The sequence below is a fragment of the Bacillus sp. FSL W7-1346 genome (assembly GCF_038593335.1).
Lineage (GTDB): Bacteria > Bacillota > Bacilli > Bacillales > Bacillaceae > Bacillus > Bacillus altitudinis.
Window position 1 is genome coordinate 1,667,431 of the sequence record NZ_CP151988.1, and the last position, 19,122, is coordinate 1,686,552.

At 39.9% G+C, this 19,122-nt stretch carries 20 protein-coding genes; 13 read left to right on the plus strand and 7 right to left on the minus strand.

Annotated features, from left to right (window positions below; all coding sequences use genetic code 11):
- Nucleotides 1-73: 73 nt before the first annotated feature.
- From NST09_RS08430 to NST09_RS08460, 7 genes are all read left to right on the plus strand, one after another.
- Nucleotides 74-1,180: a DUF3578 domain-containing protein gene (locus NST09_RS08430; protein ID WP_025207361.1), complete on the plus strand. Its 1,107-nt coding sequence runs from the start codon at nucleotides 74-76 to the stop codon at nucleotides 1,178-1,180.
- A 90-nt stretch (nucleotides 1,181-1,270) separates the two neighbouring features.
- Entirely contained in the window at nucleotides 1,271-2,797 is a 1,527-nt protein-coding gene (gene miaB / locus NST09_RS08435) for a tRNA (N6-isopentenyl adenosine(37)-C2)-methylthiotransferase MiaB (RefSeq protein WP_007499471.1), read from the plus strand.
- 1 nt (nucleotide 2,798) lies between these two features.
- Nucleotides 2,799-3,233 carry a RicAFT regulatory complex protein RicA family protein gene (locus NST09_RS08440; protein WP_008344661.1) on the plus strand — a complete coding sequence of 145 codons (435 nt, stop codon included), beginning with the start codon at nucleotides 2,799-2,801 and terminating at the stop codon, nucleotides 3,231-3,233.
- A gap of 248 nt (nucleotides 3,234-3,481) precedes the next feature.
- Nucleotides 3,482-4,027 (plus strand): outer spore coat protein CotE, encoded by a 546-nt coding sequence (gene cotE, locus NST09_RS08445; protein WP_007499466.1) that lies wholly within the window; start codon nucleotides 3,482-3,484, stop codon nucleotides 4,025-4,027.
- A 124-nt stretch (nucleotides 4,028-4,151) separates the two neighbouring features.
- Entirely contained in the window at nucleotides 4,152-6,728 is a 2,577-nt protein-coding gene (gene mutS / locus NST09_RS08450) for a DNA mismatch repair protein MutS (protein ID WP_342493505.1), read from the plus strand.
- A gap of 22 nt (nucleotides 6,729-6,750) precedes the next feature.
- Nucleotides 6,751-8,652, plus strand: coding sequence for a DNA mismatch repair endonuclease MutL (gene mutL / locus NST09_RS08455; protein WP_327872165.1), 1,902 nt, complete (start codon nucleotides 6,751-6,753; stop codon nucleotides 8,650-8,652).
- Nucleotides 8,653-8,856: 204 nt separating this feature from the next.
- Nucleotides 8,857-9,027, plus strand: coding sequence for a hypothetical protein (locus tag NST09_RS08460; RefSeq protein WP_017359046.1), 171 nt, complete (start codon nucleotides 8,857-8,859; stop codon nucleotides 9,025-9,027).
- Nucleotides 9,028-9,171: 144 nt separating this feature from the next.
- Here NST09_RS08460 and bslA read toward each other — a convergent pair whose 3' ends face one another.
- A complete protein-coding gene (gene bslA, locus NST09_RS08465; RefSeq protein ID WP_017367279.1) occupies nucleotides 9,172-9,708 on the minus strand; it encodes a biofilm surface layer hydrophobin BslA in 537 nt (178 codons plus the stop codon).
- 125 nt (nucleotides 9,709-9,833) lie between these two features.
- Complete coding sequence (locus NST09_RS08470) at nucleotides 9,834-10,235, minus strand: hypothetical protein (protein ID WP_008344023.1); 402 nt, start codon at nucleotides 10,233-10,235, stop codon at nucleotides 9,834-9,836.
- A gap of 590 nt (nucleotides 10,236-10,825) precedes the next feature.
- Between NST09_RS08470 and NST09_RS08475 the strand changes: the two genes are divergently transcribed.
- The 3 genes from NST09_RS08475 to NST09_RS08485 all read left to right on the plus strand — a co-directional run bounded on the left by NST09_RS08475 (nucleotide 10,826) and on the right by NST09_RS08485 (nucleotide 13,677).
- Entirely contained in the window at nucleotides 10,826-11,299 is a 474-nt protein-coding gene (locus NST09_RS08475; RefSeq protein ID WP_007499456.1) for a CarD family transcriptional regulator, read from the plus strand.
- Nucleotides 11,300-11,613: 314 nt separating this feature from the next.
- On the plus strand, nucleotides 11,614-12,363 hold the full coding sequence (locus tag NST09_RS08480) for a poly-gamma-glutamate hydrolase family protein (RefSeq protein WP_035391999.1): 750 nt from the start codon (nucleotides 11,614-11,616) through the stop codon (nucleotides 12,361-12,363).
- Nucleotides 12,364-12,528: 165 nt separating this feature from the next.
- Entirely contained in the window at nucleotides 12,529-13,677 is a 1,149-nt protein-coding gene (locus NST09_RS08485) for a Rap family tetratricopeptide repeat protein (RefSeq protein ID WP_025207365.1), read from the plus strand.
- An 88-nt stretch (nucleotides 13,678-13,765) separates the two neighbouring features.
- On the opposite strand, the gene NST09_RS08490 is transcribed toward NST09_RS08485, so the two are convergent.
- Nucleotides 13,766-15,091: a S8 family peptidase gene (locus NST09_RS08490; RefSeq protein ID WP_056704767.1), complete on the minus strand. Its 1,326-nt coding sequence runs from the start codon at nucleotides 15,089-15,091 to the stop codon at nucleotides 13,766-13,768.
- A gap of 585 nt (nucleotides 15,092-15,676) precedes the next feature.
- Between NST09_RS08490 and NST09_RS08495 the strand changes: the two genes are divergently transcribed.
- Together NST09_RS08495 and NST09_RS08500 are read left to right on the plus strand one after the other, a co-directional pair.
- Nucleotides 15,677-16,411, plus strand: a complete 735-nt coding sequence (locus tag NST09_RS08495; protein WP_342493506.1) for a poly-gamma-glutamate hydrolase family protein — start codon at nucleotides 15,677-15,679, stop codon at nucleotides 16,409-16,411.
- A gap of 76 nt (nucleotides 16,412-16,487) precedes the next feature.
- Nucleotides 16,488-16,937 (plus strand): OsmC family protein, encoded by a 450-nt coding sequence (locus NST09_RS08500; RefSeq protein WP_342493507.1) that lies wholly within the window; start codon nucleotides 16,488-16,490, stop codon nucleotides 16,935-16,937.
- 46 nt (nucleotides 16,938-16,983) lie between these two features.
- Here NST09_RS08500 and NST09_RS08505 read toward each other — a convergent pair whose 3' ends face one another.
- The 4 genes from NST09_RS08505 to NST09_RS08520 all read right to left on the minus strand — a co-directional run bounded on the left by NST09_RS08505 (nucleotide 16,984) and on the right by NST09_RS08520 (nucleotide 18,600).
- Entirely contained in the window at nucleotides 16,984-17,352 is a 369-nt protein-coding gene (locus NST09_RS08505) for a multidrug efflux SMR transporter (protein ID WP_007499443.1), read from the minus strand.
- A 15-nt stretch (nucleotides 17,353-17,367) separates the two neighbouring features.
- A complete protein-coding gene (locus tag NST09_RS08510) occupies nucleotides 17,368-17,685 on the minus strand; it encodes a multidrug efflux SMR transporter (protein WP_017367286.1) in 318 nt (105 codons plus the stop codon).
- A gap of 2 nt (nucleotides 17,686-17,687) precedes the next feature.
- Entirely contained in the window at nucleotides 17,688-18,230 is a 543-nt protein-coding gene (locus NST09_RS08515) for a TetR/AcrR family transcriptional regulator (RefSeq protein WP_008344015.1), read from the minus strand.
- Between the two features lie 112 nt (nucleotides 18,231-18,342).
- Nucleotides 18,343-18,600: a spore coat protein gene (locus NST09_RS08520; RefSeq protein WP_342493508.1), complete on the minus strand. Its 258-nt coding sequence runs from the start codon at nucleotides 18,598-18,600 to the stop codon at nucleotides 18,343-18,345.
- Nucleotides 18,601-18,704: 104 nt separating this feature from the next.
- Between NST09_RS08520 and NST09_RS08525 the strand changes: the two genes are divergently transcribed.
- On the plus strand, nucleotides 18,705-19,106 hold the full coding sequence (locus NST09_RS08525; RefSeq protein WP_007499437.1) for a YmaF family protein: 402 nt from the start codon (nucleotides 18,705-18,707) through the stop codon (nucleotides 19,104-19,106).
- Nucleotides 19,107-19,122 lie beyond the last annotated feature (16 nt).

Genomic DNA, 19,122 nt, shown 5'->3' on the forward strand with positions numbered 1-19,122 from the left:
ATATTTCATCAAATCTACCGTTTGTTATGTATAATGTATGTAAAAAGATCTATTGAGGTAAGTGGTGAGACAAATGTTATTTAATAAAGAAGATTTTCATGAACAATTTTTAGATTATAAGAATAAAGGGAGAACAGATAAAAACCATCCTTTTCACAACATGTTTAATAAAGAAATCCCAAACAACATTCGTTATGAATTAGAAAAACGCCATATGAGGAATTTGGATAGAATTGATATTAAATCTTCTACAGGAAATGGGAAAGTTGCAGAATGTTTTTGGATTGCACTTTTAGACAAGAGATTAACCACAAATCCTAATTCCCAAAAAACAACGACACAAAAAGGAATATTTATTGTTATTTTATTCGCTGAGAACGGGGAAGATTTTTATTTAACAATTGAAACTGGAACTGAAAATTTATCTCTATCTGAAATTAAGGAAGAGACAGCCATTTGGAGGGAAAGGCTACAGCCTGAATTAAAGCATCATAAAAGACTAGAGGGCTTTCATATAGGTGATTTTCATTTAGGTAAATCATTAAGACCTAAAAAATATGTAGCAAGCTCATTGGTCTTTAAAAAGTATAATATTGATCATTTTGACCATCACCAATTAATACAAGATATCAATTCTTTAAATGAGTTTTTTTATGATTTTGTTTACGAAGTATATTTGGATCAGGACCTTATTCCAAAAGTGGAACATCAGAACAAATTTAAAAGAAAAAGAATCATTCATAGAGATGTTTATAAACAATTAAGAGAAGAAAGATCAAAGCAAAACGAAGAGACGGGTAGAATAGCAGAGCAATTTGTTTATCATAAGGAAATAGAGCAATTAAAAGCAGTGGGAAGTGAACAATTAGCGGAAGCTGTCGTTTGGGTAGCTGAAACAGAAGATGGTCACGGATTTGATATCAAATCTTATTACCCCGATGGAAAAGAGAAGCTTATAGAAGTAAAAGGATCTAAACTGACTCACCATGACTTTCCATTCTTCTTATCTGAACAAGAAAGAATGGTAGCAGAAGAAGAAAAAGAATCATATGTAATTACTTTAGTTGAGAGTGTCGGTACACAGCAGATGAAGATTGTCAAAGAAATACAAAACCCTTTAGGAAAAGACGATCTTCATCTGAAGCCTACTCAATATTCATGTAAAATTCGTGTGGATTGAAAAGTGTGGACACATATGAATTTATTTTCAATTCACGACAAAATAGTCTATACTGTAGGGTGGAGCTTGGTTTGAAAGGAGTACAAATTCATGAATGAAGAGCAGAGAAAAGCGAGCGGACAAGTAAGTTCATCGGACAAAAAATCCGAGAAGGACTACAGCCAGTATTTTGAAGCTGTGTACATTCCGCCTTCCTTAAAAGATGCAAAAAAACGGGGTAAAGAAGAAGTCGAATACAATCAATTTCAAATTGACGAGCGTTTTCAAGGGTTAGGAAACGGCCGCAAGTTTTATATTCGCACATATGGCTGTCAAATGAATGAGCATGACACAGAAGTGATGGCTGGTATTTTTATGGCGCTTGGTTATGAACCAACAAATTCGACTGAAGATGCGAATGTCATCTTATTAAACACTTGTGCCATTCGTGAGAATGCAGAAAACAAAGTGTTTGGAGAGCTTGGTCATTTAAAAGCATTAAAGCGTGAAAAGCCAGATTTAATCTTAGGCGTCTGCGGATGCATGTCACAAGAAGAATCGGTCGTTAACCGTATTTTAAAGAAACACCCATTTGTTGACTTGATTTTCGGTACCCACAACATTCACCGCCTGCCAGAGCTATTATCTGAATGCTACCTTTCAAAAGAAATGGTCATTGAGGTTTGGTCTAAAGAAGGCGATGTGATTGAAAATCTTCCGAGAGCCCGCCAAGGAAAAATTAAGGGCTGGGTGAATATTATGTACGGCTGTGATAAATTCTGTACATACTGTATCGTCCCTTACACGCGCGGTAAGGAAAGAAGCCGCCGTCCGGATGAAATTATTCAAGAGGTCAGACGCTTAGCAGCAGAAGGATATAAAGAAATTACCCTTCTTGGTCAAAACGTGAATGCGTATGGAAAAGATTTTGAAGACATGGAATATGGTCTTGGTCACCTAATGGATGAGCTGCGTAAAATCGATATTCCACGTATCCGTTTTACAACAAGCCACCCGCGTGACTTTGATGATCACTTAATTGAAGTGCTTGCCAAAGGCGGAAACCTTCTCGATCATATTCATTTGCCGGTTCAATCAGGAAGTTCTTCTGTGCTGAAACTCATGGCAAGAAAATACGACCGTGAACGTTACCTTGACCTAGTGCGCAAAATCAAAGAGGCAATGCCAAATGCTTCATTAACAACGGACATTATCGTTGGGTTCCCAAATGAAACAGATGAGCAGTTTGAAGAGACGCTTTCCCTCTATCGTGAGGTTGAGTTTGATGCGGCTTATACGTTCATTTACTCTCCAAGAGAAGGAACACCAGCAGCCAATATGAAAGACAACGTGCCAATGCGTGTCAAAAAAGAACGTCTGCAGCGCCTGAATGCACTCGTAAATGAAATTTCTGCGAAAAAAATGAAGGAATATGAAGGGCAGACTGTCGAAGTATTAGTAGAGGGTGAAAGTAAAAACAACCCTGAGATCCTAGCCGGATATACAAGTAAAAGCAAGCTTGTGAATTTTAAAGCACCAAAAGAAGCGATTGGCAACATCGTCAAAGTGAAAATCACACAAGCCAAAACTTGGTCTCTTGACGGAGAAATGGTTGGAGAAGCTATCGAGGTGAATTAAAATGACGCTTTATTCAAAGAAAGAGATTGTCGAGCGCGCAAGAGAGCTCGCGAAAATGATTTCTGAAACAGAAGAAGTTGATTTCTTCAAAAAAGCAGAAGCGCAAATCAATGAAAATACAAAAATTGCAGCGATCATTAATCAAATTAAGGCGCTTCAAAAGCAAGCTGTGAATTTAAAGCATTATGGCAAACATGAAGCCTTAAAACAAGTGGAAGAAAAAATTGATGCCCTGCAAGAAGAACTGGATGAGATCCCAGTGATTCAAGAATTCAAAGAATCACAAACAGAGGTTAATTCCCTGCTTCAGCTTGTAGCCCACACGATTTCTAATCAAGTAACGGATGAAATCATTCTTTCAACCGGCGGTGACCTCTTATTAGGAGAAACCGGTTCAAAAGTGAAAAACTCATCCCCAAGTTGCTCCATTAAATGAGAAAACCCCGCAGATGCGGGGTTTTTTGTTTTCTGATGTAAGAATTGAATACCTTCTTTCTCCTTCAGCTTCCATCAACCCCAATCTCTCACTCTCCAACTTTTCCAATTTTCAAGGCAAGTTTATGGGCGACCATGCATACACTGAAACAGAAATGAATTTAATTGAACATGAGACTCAAAATCGTGACACACTAGACGAATGCCCAGCATAAGATAAAACGATCAAGAACAAGGAGGCATGCCGGAATGTCTGAATACAGAGAAATTATTACAAAAGCGGTGGTTGCAAAAGGGAGGAAATTTACCCAAAGCACACACACCATTTCTCCATCGCAAAAACCAACCAGCATCCTAGGCGGTTGGATCATTAATCATAAGTATGATGCTGAAAAGGTCGGTAAAACAGTTGAGATTGAAGGTACATTTGATATTAACGTATGGTATTCTTACGCAGACAACACGAAAACCGAAGTGGTCACAGAACGTGTAAAATATGTAGATATCATCAAACTGAGATATAAAGATAAAAACTTCCTTGATGATGAGCACGAAGTGATTGCGAAAGTCTTGCAGCAGCCCAATTGCTTAGAAGTGACCATTTCTCCAAATGGCAATAAAATTGTCGTTCAAGCAGAGCGTGAATTCATTGCTGAAGTAGTAGGGGAAACCAAAATTGTTGTAGAAGTCAATTCAAGCTGGAAAGAAAAAGATGATCACGAATGGGAAGAAGAAGTGGATGAGGAATTAGAAGATATTCATCCAGAATTCCTCGCGGGTGATCCAGAAGAGTAATTGATGACTAGGGCGCATATCCCCCTAGTTTTTTTGTGCCTTGATCTAAGGAAAAAAGGTGAATTTTTATGCTATAATGAAAGATGGTATGAATTCGAAAGTAATATAGTGAGGGATTAGAAATATGGCAAGTTATACGCCCATGATACAGCAATATTTAAAGATCAAGGCAGATTACCAAGATGCCTTTTTATTTTTTCGCTTAGGCGATTTTTATGAAATGTTTTTTGATGATGCAAAAGAAGCAGCACAAGAATTAGAAATTACGTTAACGAGCAGGGATGGCGGCACGATTCCAATGTGTGGTGTTCCATATCATTCTGCGTCTGCATACATAGAACAACTGATTGAAAAAGGCTATAAAGTCGCCATTTGTGAGCAGGTGGAAGACCCTAAAACGGCAAAAGGTGTGGTCAAAAGAGAGGTCGTTCAACTAATTACACCAGGTACGGTCATGGATGGCAAAGGACTGAATGAAAACGAAAATAACTTTATCGCGTCTGTTTCCAGCTTTCAAAATGGCTACGGTCTTGCGCTTTCCGATTTATCAACAGGTGAAAACATGGCGGCTTTCATTGAACGGTTAGATGAAGTTGTGTCTGAAATTTATTCTGTCGGTGCAAAAGAGATTGTGGTATCAAAGCAGCTTAATGAAGAAACGGTGAAAACCCTGAAGGAACGCTGCCAAGCGACCATCTCATACGAAGATAGCGCTGAATTAATAGATGAAGCTGAACGACTCGTTGCTCATCTTGACGAACATCTGAAAAGAGCATTTTTAACACTCTATGCATACTTAAGAAGAACGCAAAAAAGGAGTCTTGATCATCTTCAGCAAGTTCAAGTGTTTCAGCTTGAACAAACGATGAAAATTGATCTTTACTCAAAACGAAACCTTGAATTAACAGAAACCATCCGTTCAAAAAGCAAGAAGGGTTCTTTATTATGGCTATTAGATGAAACAAAAACGGCAATGGGCGGAAGACTGCTCAAGCAATGGATCGATCGTCCGCTCATCCGCCTTTCACAAATCAAAGAACGCCAGGAAATGGTGCAAATTCTGATGGAACATTTCTTTGAGCGAGAGGATCTGCGAGAACGTTTAAAGCAAGTGTATGATCTTGAACGTCTAGCAGGCCGTGTGGCATTTGGAAATGTGAATGCTCGTGATCTTATTCAATTGAAAGAATCTCTCAAGCAAGTGCCGGCTATTAAAGAGCTTGTCCATTCTCTCCCGGAGGAAATGGCGAAATCTAGAGCAAATGACATTGACCCATGCGGTGATTTACTTAATTTATTAGAAGATGCTCTTTATGAGAATCCGCCGATGACGTTAAAAGAAGGCAATTTGATTAAAGACGGCTACAATGCAAAATTAGATGAATATCGTGATGCGAGCCGAAACGGGAAAGACTGGATCGCTCGTCTTGAACAGCAAGAAAGAGAATATACAGGCATTCGATCGTTGAAAGTCGGCTTTAATAAAGTGTTTGGCTACTATATCGAAGTGACCCGTGCAAATACGCATTTATTAGAAGAAGGCCGTTATGAAAGAAAACAAACCCTTGCCAATGCAGAGCGGTATATTACACCTGAATTGAAAGAAAAAGAAGCCCTTATTCTTGAGGCGGAATCAAATATTAGTGAATTGGAATATGAACTATTTTCTGCGCTTCGGGAACAAGTAAAAGCCTATATTCCTAGATTACAGTTGCTCGCAAAACAAATGAGTGAGCTTGATGCGCTGCAATGCTTTGCGACTGTGAGTGAAAAGCGGCGTTATGTCCGCCCTGAATTTTCATCAGATGAAGTGGAAGTCATTGATGGTCGTCATCCTGTTGTTGAAAAAGTGATGGATCATCAAGAGTATGTGCCGAATGACTGCCAAATGGGCAAAGGGAGACAAACCTTGCTCATTACTGGTCCGAATATGTCAGGGAAAAGCACATATATGAGACAAATGGCATTGATCTCGATTCTTGCGCAAATTGGCTGTTTTGTGCCAGCATCAAAGGCAACCCTTCCGATTTTTGATCAAATCTTTACACGTATTGGGGCGGCAGATGATTTGATTTCTGGTCAAAGTACTTTTATGGTAGAGATGCTCGAAGCAAAAAATGCGATGGTGCATGCGACAAAGAACAGCTTGATTTTATTTGATGAAATTGGACGCGGGACAAGCACTTATGATGGAATGGCTCTTGCACAGGCAATCATTGAATTTGTACATGATCATATTGGTGCCAAAACCCTTTTCTCCACTCATTATCATGAACTGACGGTACTGGAATCCCAATTAAGCGAACTGAAAAATGTCCACGTACGAGCAGAAGAACATGAAGGGACAGTTGTTTTCTTACATCAAATCAAAGAAGGAGCAGCGGATAAAAGCTACGGCATCCATGTAGCGCAGCTTGCTGAACTGCCTGATGCGATCATTGATCGAGCCCAGACCATCTTAACGGAGCTTGAGAGCGGATCACATGAAGTGATTCCGTGCGTCTCTAAAGCCCCGAAAAAAGAAATGGCTGAGGAAAAACAGCAGCTTTCTTTCTTTGAAGTGGAAGAAAAACCGCAAACAAAACCTGTGCTGAAAAACAAAGATCAAGCAGTGATCGAAGAATTGAAGTCATTTAATTTAATGGATATGACACCGCTTGAAGCGATGACAAAGCTATATGAATTGCAAAAGAAATTATAATGTAAGGTGAGGTGAGCAAGAAATGGCAAAGATTATTCAGTTATCCGATGACCTATCAAATAAAATTGCAGCTGGTGAAGTGGTCGAACGTCCGGCTTCTGTTGTAAAGGAGCTGGTGGAAAATGCGATCGATGCTAGTAGTACTGTCATTGAAATCGATGTAGAAGAAGCGGGACTTTCTTCTATTAGAATTATTGATAATGGGGTGGGAATCGATGCTGAAGATTGTAAGCTCGCCTTTCAGCGTCATGCAACGAGTAAAATCAAAGATGAAAATGATCTGTTTCGTGTCAGGACGCTCGGTTTCAGGGGGGAGGCGTTGCCAAGTATTGCCTCCGTCTCTCACTTAGAAATGAAGACAAGTACCGGTGAAGGTGCTGGAACACACTTAGCTCTCCAAGGCGGGAAGATCATTTCGGAGAAAAAAACCTCTGGCCGTCGCGGCACCGAAATTGTGGTCACCAATTTATTTTATAATACGCCAGCCCGTCTAAAATACATGAAAACGGTTCATACGGAGCTTGGCAACATTTCTGATGTTGTCAACCGAATTGCACTTGCTCATCCAGAAGTGTCGATTCGTTTGCGACATCAAGGAAAAGTGCTGCTTCAAACTAATGGAAACGGGGATGTGCGGCATGTGCTTGCGGCCATTTATGGAACGGCAGTGGCCAAAAAAATGCTGCCACTACATGTACAATCACTTGATTTTGAAGTGAAAGGCTATATTTCCTTACCAGAAGTGACAAGGGCATCACGTAATTATATGTCTTCTGTTGTCAACGGCAGATACGTCAAGCATTTCCCGCTGGTGAAAGCCATTCATGAAGGATACCATACACTGCTCCCGATCGGACGCCATCCGATTACATTTATTGAGATGAAGATGGACCCCATTTTAGTCGATGTGAACGTACATCCTTCTAAACTTGAAGTCAGACTAAGTAAAGAGCAGGAACTTCATGAGTTGATCAAACAAGGGATTAAAGACGTCTTTCAAAAGCAGCAGCTTATTCCAAGTGCTTCAGTGCCAAAAAAAGCACCAATGCCAGCAGTGAAAAATGAGCAGCAGTCTTTATCTTTTGATTCTAAACAAACAATGAAAAGCCGAATGGAAACACCTGTTTCCTATGAGCCGGACTCGCTCGAATCGGCTGTATACGAGACCAGTCAGAACGACACATACGGGGTGCGTGAACCGGAAAGTACGGAAGCGACTTTACCAGCATCGTCTGAAGAAACGTTTGACCATGTATATGTAGAGGAATCTGCAGCTTCGCATGAACAACATGACGAAGTGATACTGGAAGACAGTGCAGCCCAGCATCAGGCTGAAAGTGAACGTGTCCCTGTGATGTATCCGATTGGACAAATGCACGGAACGTATATTTTGGCTCAAAATGAACGCGGTCTTTATATCATCGATCAGCACGCTGCCCAAGAGCGAATCAAGTATGAGTACTTTCGTGAAAAGGTAGGAGACATTGAACAGGAAGTGCAAGAAATGCTTGTTCCATTAACCTTTCACTACTCAAAAAACGATATGTTGATTATTGAAGAGCATATCGATATATTAGCAAAAGTAGGGGTCTTCTTAGAGCCATTCGGATCAGGCAGCTATATCGTTCGATCGCATCCGCAGTGGTTTCCTAAAGGAGAAGAGGCTGAACTCATCGAAGAAATCATTCAGCAAGTACTTGATGAAAAGCGTGTGGATATCAAGAAACTGAGAGAAGAAGCGGCGATCATGATGAGCTGTAAAGGCTCGATTAAAGCAAATCGTCATTTGCGTCACGATGAAATCAAAGCCTTATTAGATGAACTCCGGCAAACACAAGACCCATTTACATGTCCGCATGGCCGGCCGATTATGATTCATCATTCCACATATGAAATGGAGAAGATGTTTAAGCGGGTGATGTAGCAAGGTTTGAGATGGTGGGTGAATCGGTTTGCCCACCAATTAATTTTTCAATCCGATAGTTTGGTTCGTGTTTTTGTGATGTGAAGATAAACATCCGCTGTCATGTTGTAAGGATAACCCCTTTCCTCAAATGGATAGGGGTTTTTGTTATTTGGTTATACGATTAGGTGAAGCGTGATATGATTGTAAAAAGGAGGGAATATAATGACATTCAAAAAAGCGTTCAATATAGGTTACTTTGTTTTGCTTTTATCTTTTTTTGTCGTATATTTTTTGCTTCCAGTCGATCAACTATTTACCGCAATGATGATTCTAACCTTACTATTTGGCGTATATCAATTTGTGATTTTTAAAAAACTAAAAGAGCAAAAATAACAATAAAAAACGCCATATATGGGTTTGCCAACTAATGATGACAGACCATCATGAGATATGGTGTAACAATTATATAAAATGCAGTAAGCACAGTGGCAAGAGATGTAATAAATGAGAAAAAGCGCTCTAAGAGCGCTTTTTTGTTTAGCATCCGCAAGGATTTGGCGGTGTGACGACAACTGGCCGTTTATTAATATCAATCGTATCCTCTGCATAAAATGTGGAACCGATGCTGATCGCACGATTTTCTGCGCGGAACGTATATGTACCTGCAGCAGGAAGTACTTTATGAGAAAGTTGTAATGTATATTGGGAACTTCCGAATAAATCGAAACGAGCTGGAATGCGAACAGTTTTTCCATTGTTCAAAATGTAACTGTCTTTTAAAGCTTTTCCGTTGATAATATCTTTTGTTGTGGCTTGAAAACCTGCTGGTAAAGTAAATTCAACTGCACCAATACTAAGAACAGAATTTGGACGGTAAGTCAGGTCAATGTCAGAAAAAGACCATTCTTGTTTACTTGCTCCTGTGATTTTTGCATAAAGTGCAGCTGGCCTTGCATTCGTTGAAGCTTTGCTTTCCTCTGTTTTAGCCCCTTCAGCTGATGCGGCTAGCGGTACTGAGAGTGCCATGACCAATGTAAGCATCCCCATCATAATGATTGTCCATGTTTTCTTCATTTCTTCCTTCCCCCTTGGTTGATTATAGGTAAATAATAGATGATTACATCCATTATTTACCTATAAGGTTACCATATTCCTATATGTCATTAAATGGTATTTTATACCCTTATTTTGCTTGTTTTTTAGTAATAACGGGGTAGAAATGCATTTGGTTGGTTCATTCCGTAAGCATTTCCTGTCATATGATGATTTGCCGGCATCATCATTTGCATATCATGATAGCCGTATGGCTGGTGGGGAGCCATACCATAACCGCCGTAGTGACCGAAGTGATGGTGATCGTTCATCTGTACATTTGAATAGGGATCATACTGCTTCGTAAAAGGGGAATAGGCTGAATGATGATGCGGGTGGTGTCCGCTATAAGCATCTTTTTTACCGGTATGATAATGATTTGGCATGTTCATATGGTCATGCATGTTTGGTGCGATCATATGCTCATGATTGGCTGTATACACATTTTCAAACGTGTGATAGGGATTTCCTTGATGGTAATGGTTGGTTTGGTTATTCATATTATTCATTTTGTATCTCATCCTTTTTTTCAGGTTGCCATATCTTATGAGCTGCACCTGTTTCATGAGCCTATCCATATGAAAGAAAAGAACGACATGTAACAAAAAAACCGGCTTTTCAGCCGGGAAAACAAAAAGCAGGTGCAGCGTCAAACACTAAAATGAGAAGCTATGTCTTTTTCTACGACGCTTCTTACATCTGCTGCAGACACTTTTAGGAAAATAATGGGGATCGTAGCTTCTTGACGTATCCCAAAAATCGCTCTCAAACCAATCATCTTTTTTATGATAAAACTTCTTTTTTTCACACGGATCCATATGGTGATGATCGTCATGCTTTTTATAGCATTTTGAGTGGGAATGTTTGCTCTTGCATTTGCACATTGTCATCCCTCCTAAATGTGACTCAATGCTAGTATATGCAAGAAAGGTGTACGAGGACTGGATGGTGGCGCTCCTTTTGTAAAAAAAGGCTAATTCTTTAAAAACTCAAATAAAAAGAATTGACTAGTGCTAAATTAACATGATAAAATATAAATTTTTATCCTCTGCTGAAATGTGTTATAATGATATTGTGAATACTTTCGGAGGTGGCGGATTTGTTTCAAATAGGTGATAAAATTGTTTATCCAATGCATGGAGCCGGTGTGATTGAAGGAATGGAAGAAAAAGAGATTTTAGGTAAGACGCAGGAATATTTTCTGATTCAAATGCCGAATATGCAGATGATGGTCCCAAAAGGCAGAATCAATCAACTAGGTATACGTCCGGTAGCTGATCAAGCTACACTGAAAGTTGTGATGAACAATTTTGCAGAAGAAACAAACGACGACACGCTTACTTGGAAGCAAAGATATGATGAAAATCTGAAAAAGCTAAAAACAGGTTCGATTGAAGATGGCGCAGACGTTGTCAAAGATCTGATGAGACGTAATCAGAAAAAAGCCTTAAATTCTAGTGAAAAGAAGATGCTTGAAGATGCACGGGGCATGTTAGTGAGCGAAATTTCACTTGCACAAGGCATGTCGCAAGATGAAGTGCTGACAGCATTAGAGAATGAATTAAGAGTTTAATGCTGAATATACAGAGACTGGCTGTAAACAGAAGGAGATATTCCTTTTGTTTACAGCTTTTTTATTTGAAAAAAGATGAAAATTCCCAATTTTGTAGGTGTTTTTGACTAAAACTAAAATGAGGTCATAGGATTTAGTTTTTACTTGCACAAGAACCGTTTTAAAGAAGCCGAAAATACCTAGGGCAACATAAAAAAACAGGTAAGTTCTCCTGATTCATGAAAAGGAGCCGGACATTCTTTGAATTCTTTTAGCGATTGATAGTAAAATAATGCGATAAGATGACATCGAAGAGAATGAAAAGGAGCGGTGAAATGAAAAGACTACTCATAAGTGGATTCATCTTTCTCATCCTGTGTGCTCTTTTAATGGTGAAATGCAGCCATTCTATCCAAGAAAATAAAGAGCAAAAACAACATCATGAAGAAGTAGAAAAGTATAAGAAAGAGCGAAAAAAAGGGGATCAATATGAAAGTTTTAAGCAGCTTATACGGCATGAAAGAGACGGCTATGAGATAGAGTTTCATGAAAAAGGGGGAAGTGACTTACTTGTCTTTTCTCCTCACGGCGGCGAAATTGAACCAGGAACAAGTGAAATTGTAGAAGCATTTGAAAAGAAGTACTCTACGTATTTATTTGAAGGGACAAAACAAGACAACAATCGTGACTTGCATATCACTAGTACAAAATTCGATGAACCGATTTTGGTTCAAATGATTAAAACATATCCCTTTTCTATATCTATCCACGGCTATAAAAGTGATAGAAGACATACACTTGTGGGCGGGACAAACGAAAAAATGCAAGATGCGGTTGTGCGAGAACTAAAAGACCGGGGCTTCTCCGCAGAGCTCGTGCAAAAAGGCCAGCGCCTCTCTGGAACGGATCCAAACAACATTAATAATCAAAATGCAAGTGGCGAAAGTGTCCAATTAGAAATTAGTACGGCGCAGAGAAAAGCCTTTTTTGACAACTTTGATACGAGAAAAGGAAAGAAAAAAGCATTTAGTCGCTATGTCAGTGGTTTAAAAGAAGTGCTTAGAGAATTCGACCCTTCTTCGTAGAAAAAAGGTTTTGATGGGCAAAAGTACTCTCTTTAAACTTGGTAAAAAAGATAGAAATGTGCAAAATCAACATAAAATATGAAATAAATGACAATTTGCCTTAAAATCATAAATTATGTAAAATAATAGTTATCAGTTTGATATGATAGAATGGGGCTGAAGTGGATGGCACACAAAATACCATCTTCCGAAGTAGGTGTAAAAATCAATCAATGGTACACACATATTTGCAAATTTGAAGTTGATCAGGCAAACGATATGAAGCGCCTTGTTGAAGAAGACATTCATGAGATGGAAGAAGATCAAGATTTATTACTCTATTATTCTCTCATGGATTTTCGCCATCAAATGATGCTTCAGCACTTAACGCCAGTCCATGCAGGGAATGAATCGCTTCAAGCGGTTGCATTTCCAAAAGATATTGAAGAGGCAGAAGATGAGATGACGGGTTTATTGGGTTATTACTTTCATTTTTTTCATGGAATGTATGCATTTACCCAGCACCGGTATATCGAAGCCATTTCCTATTATAAGCATGCGGAACATCAGCTGATCTTAGTAACAGATGAGATCGAAAAAGCGGAATTTTATTATAAAATTGCTGAAGTATACTATCATATGAAACAAACCTATTTTTCTATGCATTATGCGAAAAAAGCGAGAGACATCTATAAGAAACATCAGCTTTATGGAAAAAGAAGCATTCAATGCGATTTTGTGATGGCAGGTAATTGGATTGATGTAAGTCAGCATCAAAAAGCGCTCCCGTATTTAGAAAAAGCTTTAAAAGTGTGTGAAGCAATGGAAAGAAAAGAATGCACATCTTATTTTAAGGCGATGGCCCTCAATAACTTAGGAACTTGTCATTATAGTATGGGAACCTATCATACAGCGACGGTCTTCTTTGAACAAGCCATTTCACTTTATCAAAAAGATCAAGCTGCAACGATGATCAAATCATTGTTTTCACTGGCTCTTACTTGTTTTAAACTCGAAGATATGGAGCGAGCGAGTGAGGCTATAAAGGAAGGCATGAATCAGGCATCTATATTGGGAGATGAAATTTATCAATTGAAATTCCAATTTTTACAGGCACTCTATATAGAAACAGACAGCTCTGAACAATTGAGATCAGCCCTTTTGGGACTACGAAACAAAAAAATGTTTGCTGATTTAGAGGAATTGGCACTTGATGCGGCTAATTATTATAAGGAACGCGACATGTACAAGGAATCTTCCACTTTTTTTGAAATTGTGATCGAAGCGCGTACGCACATTCAAAAAGGAGATGAGATGTATGAGAACGAAGCATAACATGTCAGCTGCTCAAGTAGAAGAAAGACTTCACACATAAAACAGACAAAACAACACCCTTTACGAAAAACGTAAAGGGCTTTTTTATTTATTCTTGGATGGCTTTTTCTGCGTCGATGGCACCTGCTCCGTAAATCATTGGGTCCTCTCCAGACCACTTGCTTGTATTTTCTTTTAATAAGGCTTTGACTTCATCAGGTGTTAAATCTGGTGAATGCTCTAATAATAGTGCGCAGATACCGGCACAAATGGGTGTCGCCATCGAAGTGCCAGATAACGTCGTATAATCATCATCGACTCTACTTGATTTATCTAGTTTATCTAGGAATGATCTTGGTGATCTAAGAGAGACGATATTGACTCCTGGTGCGAGGAGGTCGGGCTTTGTTTCACCGTAGACCGTTGGACCTCTGCTCGAAAATGGTGCCACGACATCGTCACTTGATTCTGGCGTATTTCGATCATCATAGGCTCCGACCGTAATGACTTTTTGACTCACGGCAGGGCTTGCGATTGTTTGACTGTTAGGACCGGAGTTCCCAGCAGCAACGCATACAACAATTCCTTGATCCCAAGCTGCATTGACAGCGCGCACCATCGGATCGTCTTGTTCGTCATCATAACGCTGCGCATCGCCGCCTAGCGACATACTGATAATGTGAATTGGGTCATCAGGATGATCTTCGTTGAACTGTATGCACCATTCAACACCTTCTATTATAGTAGAAAGTGATCCAGCGCCTTGTTTATTTAACACTTTTACCCCAATGATATTGGCTTTTGGAGCGGGTCCTTTGTATAAGCCGTCTGAGGCAGCTCCGTCTCCAGCCACATCCCCAGCGCAATGCGTTCCATGGCCGTTATCATCATAAGGTTTCGTTTTTTGTTTGACTAAATCTACAAAGTCGCGAATTCTTCCATCTAAGTCCTCATGTGGGTATACGCCTGTGTCAACGACCGCAACCGTAATGCCTTCACCAGTTAAGGTCGTGCCATTTCGGACGACTTCATCCGCATGACTTGATTGTGTCGCCACATCCAGCAGTGCATGTACCTGTCTGTCTAAATATATTTTGCGAATATGCTCCCCATTTGCTAAGAGTTCCTCTAAAGCAGCAGGGGTAAGATCAGCTGCGCAGCAGTTAATATGTGAAAAATGTTTTTTGATGTTTGTTTTTCTGCTTTTTTTCATTAGCTGCTTTGTGCTTTGAATACCTGCTTCGACTGCATCTTCTTTAAATTCAATGATGACCCGAAGCTTCTTGCTCTTCTTTAACCTTCCTTCAAAAAAACGATGAAGAAAACAAGGCGTCCACTTAAAAGGCTTATAGAGGTGAAGGACGGTCTCTCTTAAAGGCTGATCCAATTTACTAGCATGTGTTCTGACCATTTGTACCATGGAAAATCCAAACATGTGATGCCCTCCATTCTAGCTATCCATTCTCGTACACTCTTACGTTATGAACATGACAGCATCTTTGTTCGGATTCTTGTCCCTTCTTTTGTTCATATTGGCGGCTGACTCATTCCCTTTAAAAAGAAAAGCGCTTACATTTTGTAAAATAATAGAAAAAGGTGGAAATCATATTAAAACTGCCGATGATAGGTGGGAGAGTTCTTCTTAGAGAACCAGTAAAACAGAGGATTCTGCAGAAAAAAGGGGGGTTCTAGACAGGGTCAATGCTCATACAAATGTGATTCATTCCAGATGAAAAAAATCAAATTCGCATAAAAAAAAAGACGAATTAAAGAAAACAGACTGGGTAGGACTAGGTCATTTTAAACATAACTTCATTTGTTTGTCATACTATTCTAACTCTGTTTTCAATCAGGAAAGGCGTTTCTGTGTATATAAATGCAATTATCTTATTTTTGAGGAATCTCATGATCTAGAGTGTTATGATCAAATTTGAAGAGAAAATGTGGAAAAAATGAAAAGAAATGATGATTCAATATTAATCATAGAAACGGCTTAGAAATCTGTTAAAGGAGAACGGGAATGAAGAAGTTTTTTGCTTTGCTTCTCCTGCTTGTCATCGGATGGGGCGTCTATTATACCATGCAAGCACAGGAACATGATGAGCCAGTGTCATCAGGTGGAGAAGACGAAAGCGGTTCAAATGATATGTATCGAAATTTTAAAGAACTGGAAGAGAATGAATCAACAGGTCATTATCAAATCACATCCAATCCAGTGCCCGGCAGCCGTCTTCTAGTGATGTCGCCTCATGGCGGGAGAATCGAAGGCGGCGTTAGTGAGATTGTCCATTTTTTTGATAACGATTTTTCTACGTACTTATTTGAAGGTTTTAGAGAAAATGCATCAGAACTTCATATTACAAGTACAAACTTCGATGAACCAATCGGAGTCGCACAGGCAAAAGCACATGATTATGTATTAGCTGTTCATGGATATAAAGGGGAGCCGGGAATTGACCACACCCTTGTTGGCGGAACAGACTATGACCGTGCTGAAAAAATTGTGAACTCATTAGAGCGCAACGGTTTTTCTGCTGAACTTGCAGTTGCACACGCAACCCTAAGCGGAACGAGCAATCATAATATTAATAATCTTACAAAAACAGGGCAAAGTGTACAGCTTGAGATTAGTAGAAGTCAACGGGAAGCGTTATTTGACAGTTTCGATTTTCGGCAGCGATCGAGTACAAAAAACGAGACGTTCTACCGGTATGTCAGGGCGATTCGAACGGTGCTGGATGAAGAATATACGTAAGGATGGTGCACATCTTAAGACAGCAAGGTGAATTCTTGTTACACTATAAAAAGTGATAACAAAAGGAGAGACAGATATGGCGCGTCATCATTTTCATCTTCAGGCAAGCTGGCCTGGTCTGCGTAACGATGTGGGGACAATCGAATGTGCACAGTTAAAGACGGAGATTTCCATTCCAAAAGAAATGGATGGACCGGGTATTGGAACAAATCCAGATGAGATGCTCCTAGGTGCAGCGGCCACATGTTATATCATTACACTTGCAGCCATGATGGAGCGGAGTCAATTAGAGAAAGAGGATCTATCGATGAGCTCTGAGGCAGTTGTCGATGTGACAAACAGTGTGTTTACATATGAGAAAATCATTCACCGTCCTGTCATCATTCTCAAAGAGTCTGCTACTGCACAGGACATAGAACGAGCTCGTAAGCTTGCACATAAAGCTGAAAGCTCATGTATGATCTCTAGAGCTGTGCAAGGGAATGTCCATATTTCTTTAGAAGAAACCATCAAAGCGGGTCATTAAGACAAAAAAGTCATTTTCTCTTGATTAATGGAGAAAATGACTTTTTTTATGACGTCCATTCGGTTTGATCGAATGGTTCTTTCTTTTCTTCCTTTTGTTTTTTGGATTGATTTAAGACAATGACGCCGCATATGACAAGTGCAAGACCAATGAATCCTTTCATATGAATGGTTTCGTTAAATAGCACGAGGCCCACAAGAGCAGTAAGTGCTGTACCGACCCCAGACCAAGTGGCATATGCAGATGACAGCTCAATTGTTTTGAGTGCCAAACTGAGAAAGGTAAAGGCGCACCCAAATCCGATCAGGACCCCCATACTCGGCAGCACCTGTGTAAAACCTTGCGAAAGCTTCAGCATCGTACTGCCAAAAACCTCTGTCAAAATGGCTCCTGTTAAATAAAGCATTCCTTTCATATCACTTCACATCCTTTAAGACATATTTAATAGTACGACCCCTGAAACAAGCATTGCCATTCCAATAAGTGCTTGACGGTTCAAGGTTTCTTTGAAAAAGAGCACGCCAAAAAAAGCCGTGAGGACGGTACCTACCCCAGACCATGTGGCGTAAGACATGCTAAGTGGAATGATATTAAGGGTCAATGACAGCATGTAAAAAGCAAGTGTATAGCCAGCGACAACGACAGCGCTAGGTTTAAAGCGTGTGAAACCATTTGATAGTTTCAGCATCGCTGCCCCAATCGCTTCTGAAAAAATGGCGATAGCCAAAAAAAGATATCCGAGGATCATCATCATCCCTCCTCTAAAATGTGTAAAATCCGATGAAGTAAAAGGGTTTTTTCCTCTCGATTCAATGGTTCAAGCTGAAACATTTCTGAAAACCATATGCCATCACAGGCAAGACGGATCAATTGGCTAAGTGCAGGGTCATTGATTTCCTCGGCTGCTTTTTCTTTAAATTCCGCATAAAAATGACGCCAAGGATTTAATAACGCTTCATCAAATGACATGGTTGCCAGCATACTTGTACATAGCTGTGTGGTGTTTTGCCTATCAAGATCATTTAATGTGGCCAATATATAGGCACGTACATAAGGCGCCTTTTCGTTTTTGTATGTTTCCTGATACGTGTCAAGCTGCTGACGAAAAGAGGCAACCGCATGCTCATTCATTTGCTGGATCAGGTCTTCCTTGCTCGAAAAATGATACAGTAGCCCGGCTTTGGTCATATTTGCATGTTCTGCCACCTGCTGAAGGGTGAGCTGACTCAATCCTTCTTTTAGAATGGTGTGAGCTGCTGCCTCAAAAATTTGTTCTTTTTTCGTTTTAGACATAAAAAAAACACCTACTTTACTGAACGGTCGGTAAAGTAAATGTTAACCTATGAAAAACAAATGTGTCAATCGATTCATTTTATAAGAGGATGTTTTCACTAAATCGTCATAATTAATAATAAGGGTATGGTCCATATGGCGGGTATGGCGGTGGATAAGGATAGCCATATCCTGGGGCAAGAAGCGACCCAGCTAGAAGCCCTCCAGCAAAACCACCTAAAAATGGCGGTCCAAAAAATCCAGGTCTCCCATAGCCAAAACCAGGGCGCCCAAAACCAAACCCAGGTCTTCCAAAACCAAATCCAGGGCGTCCAAATCCAAAAGGTCTTCTCATCTCATCTTGAACAAACGGTGCGTCAAAATAATTCATAAAAAAAGACTCCTTTCACATAAAATCACTGTAACTGACATCAGTGTATTCGAGTGGCCCACTTGTGTTTGGGTGAATGCCTAAAATAAGGAGGAATGTAAAAAATGGGCCTGTATCCGTCTGATTGGGCTAAATGTCCACCTCATGCTCATGCTTATAAAGCGCGAACGGATGTAACAGAAGAACATTATCATTTAATAGAAGGTATTTCTCAGCCTGTGAATGGAAGCAGTACCGACAGACATACTCATTATTACCGGGGGATCACGTCATTTGAAAGAGGGCATTTTCATAGATATTATGGCGTCACTGGACCTGCTATCCCAAGAGTGGACGGGACGCACTATCATGAAATTGAGGAAGTCACGTTTTCTGCCTATACCGATTCTGTCCCGATTCCATACGGGGGAGTCGTTTACAGTCCAGATGAAGAAAGGCCAACGCATAAGCACCGTTTAAAAGGAAAGACATATGAAGTGGTCGGGAATGAACCACTTGGCTGGTGACGAGAGGATATAGGAG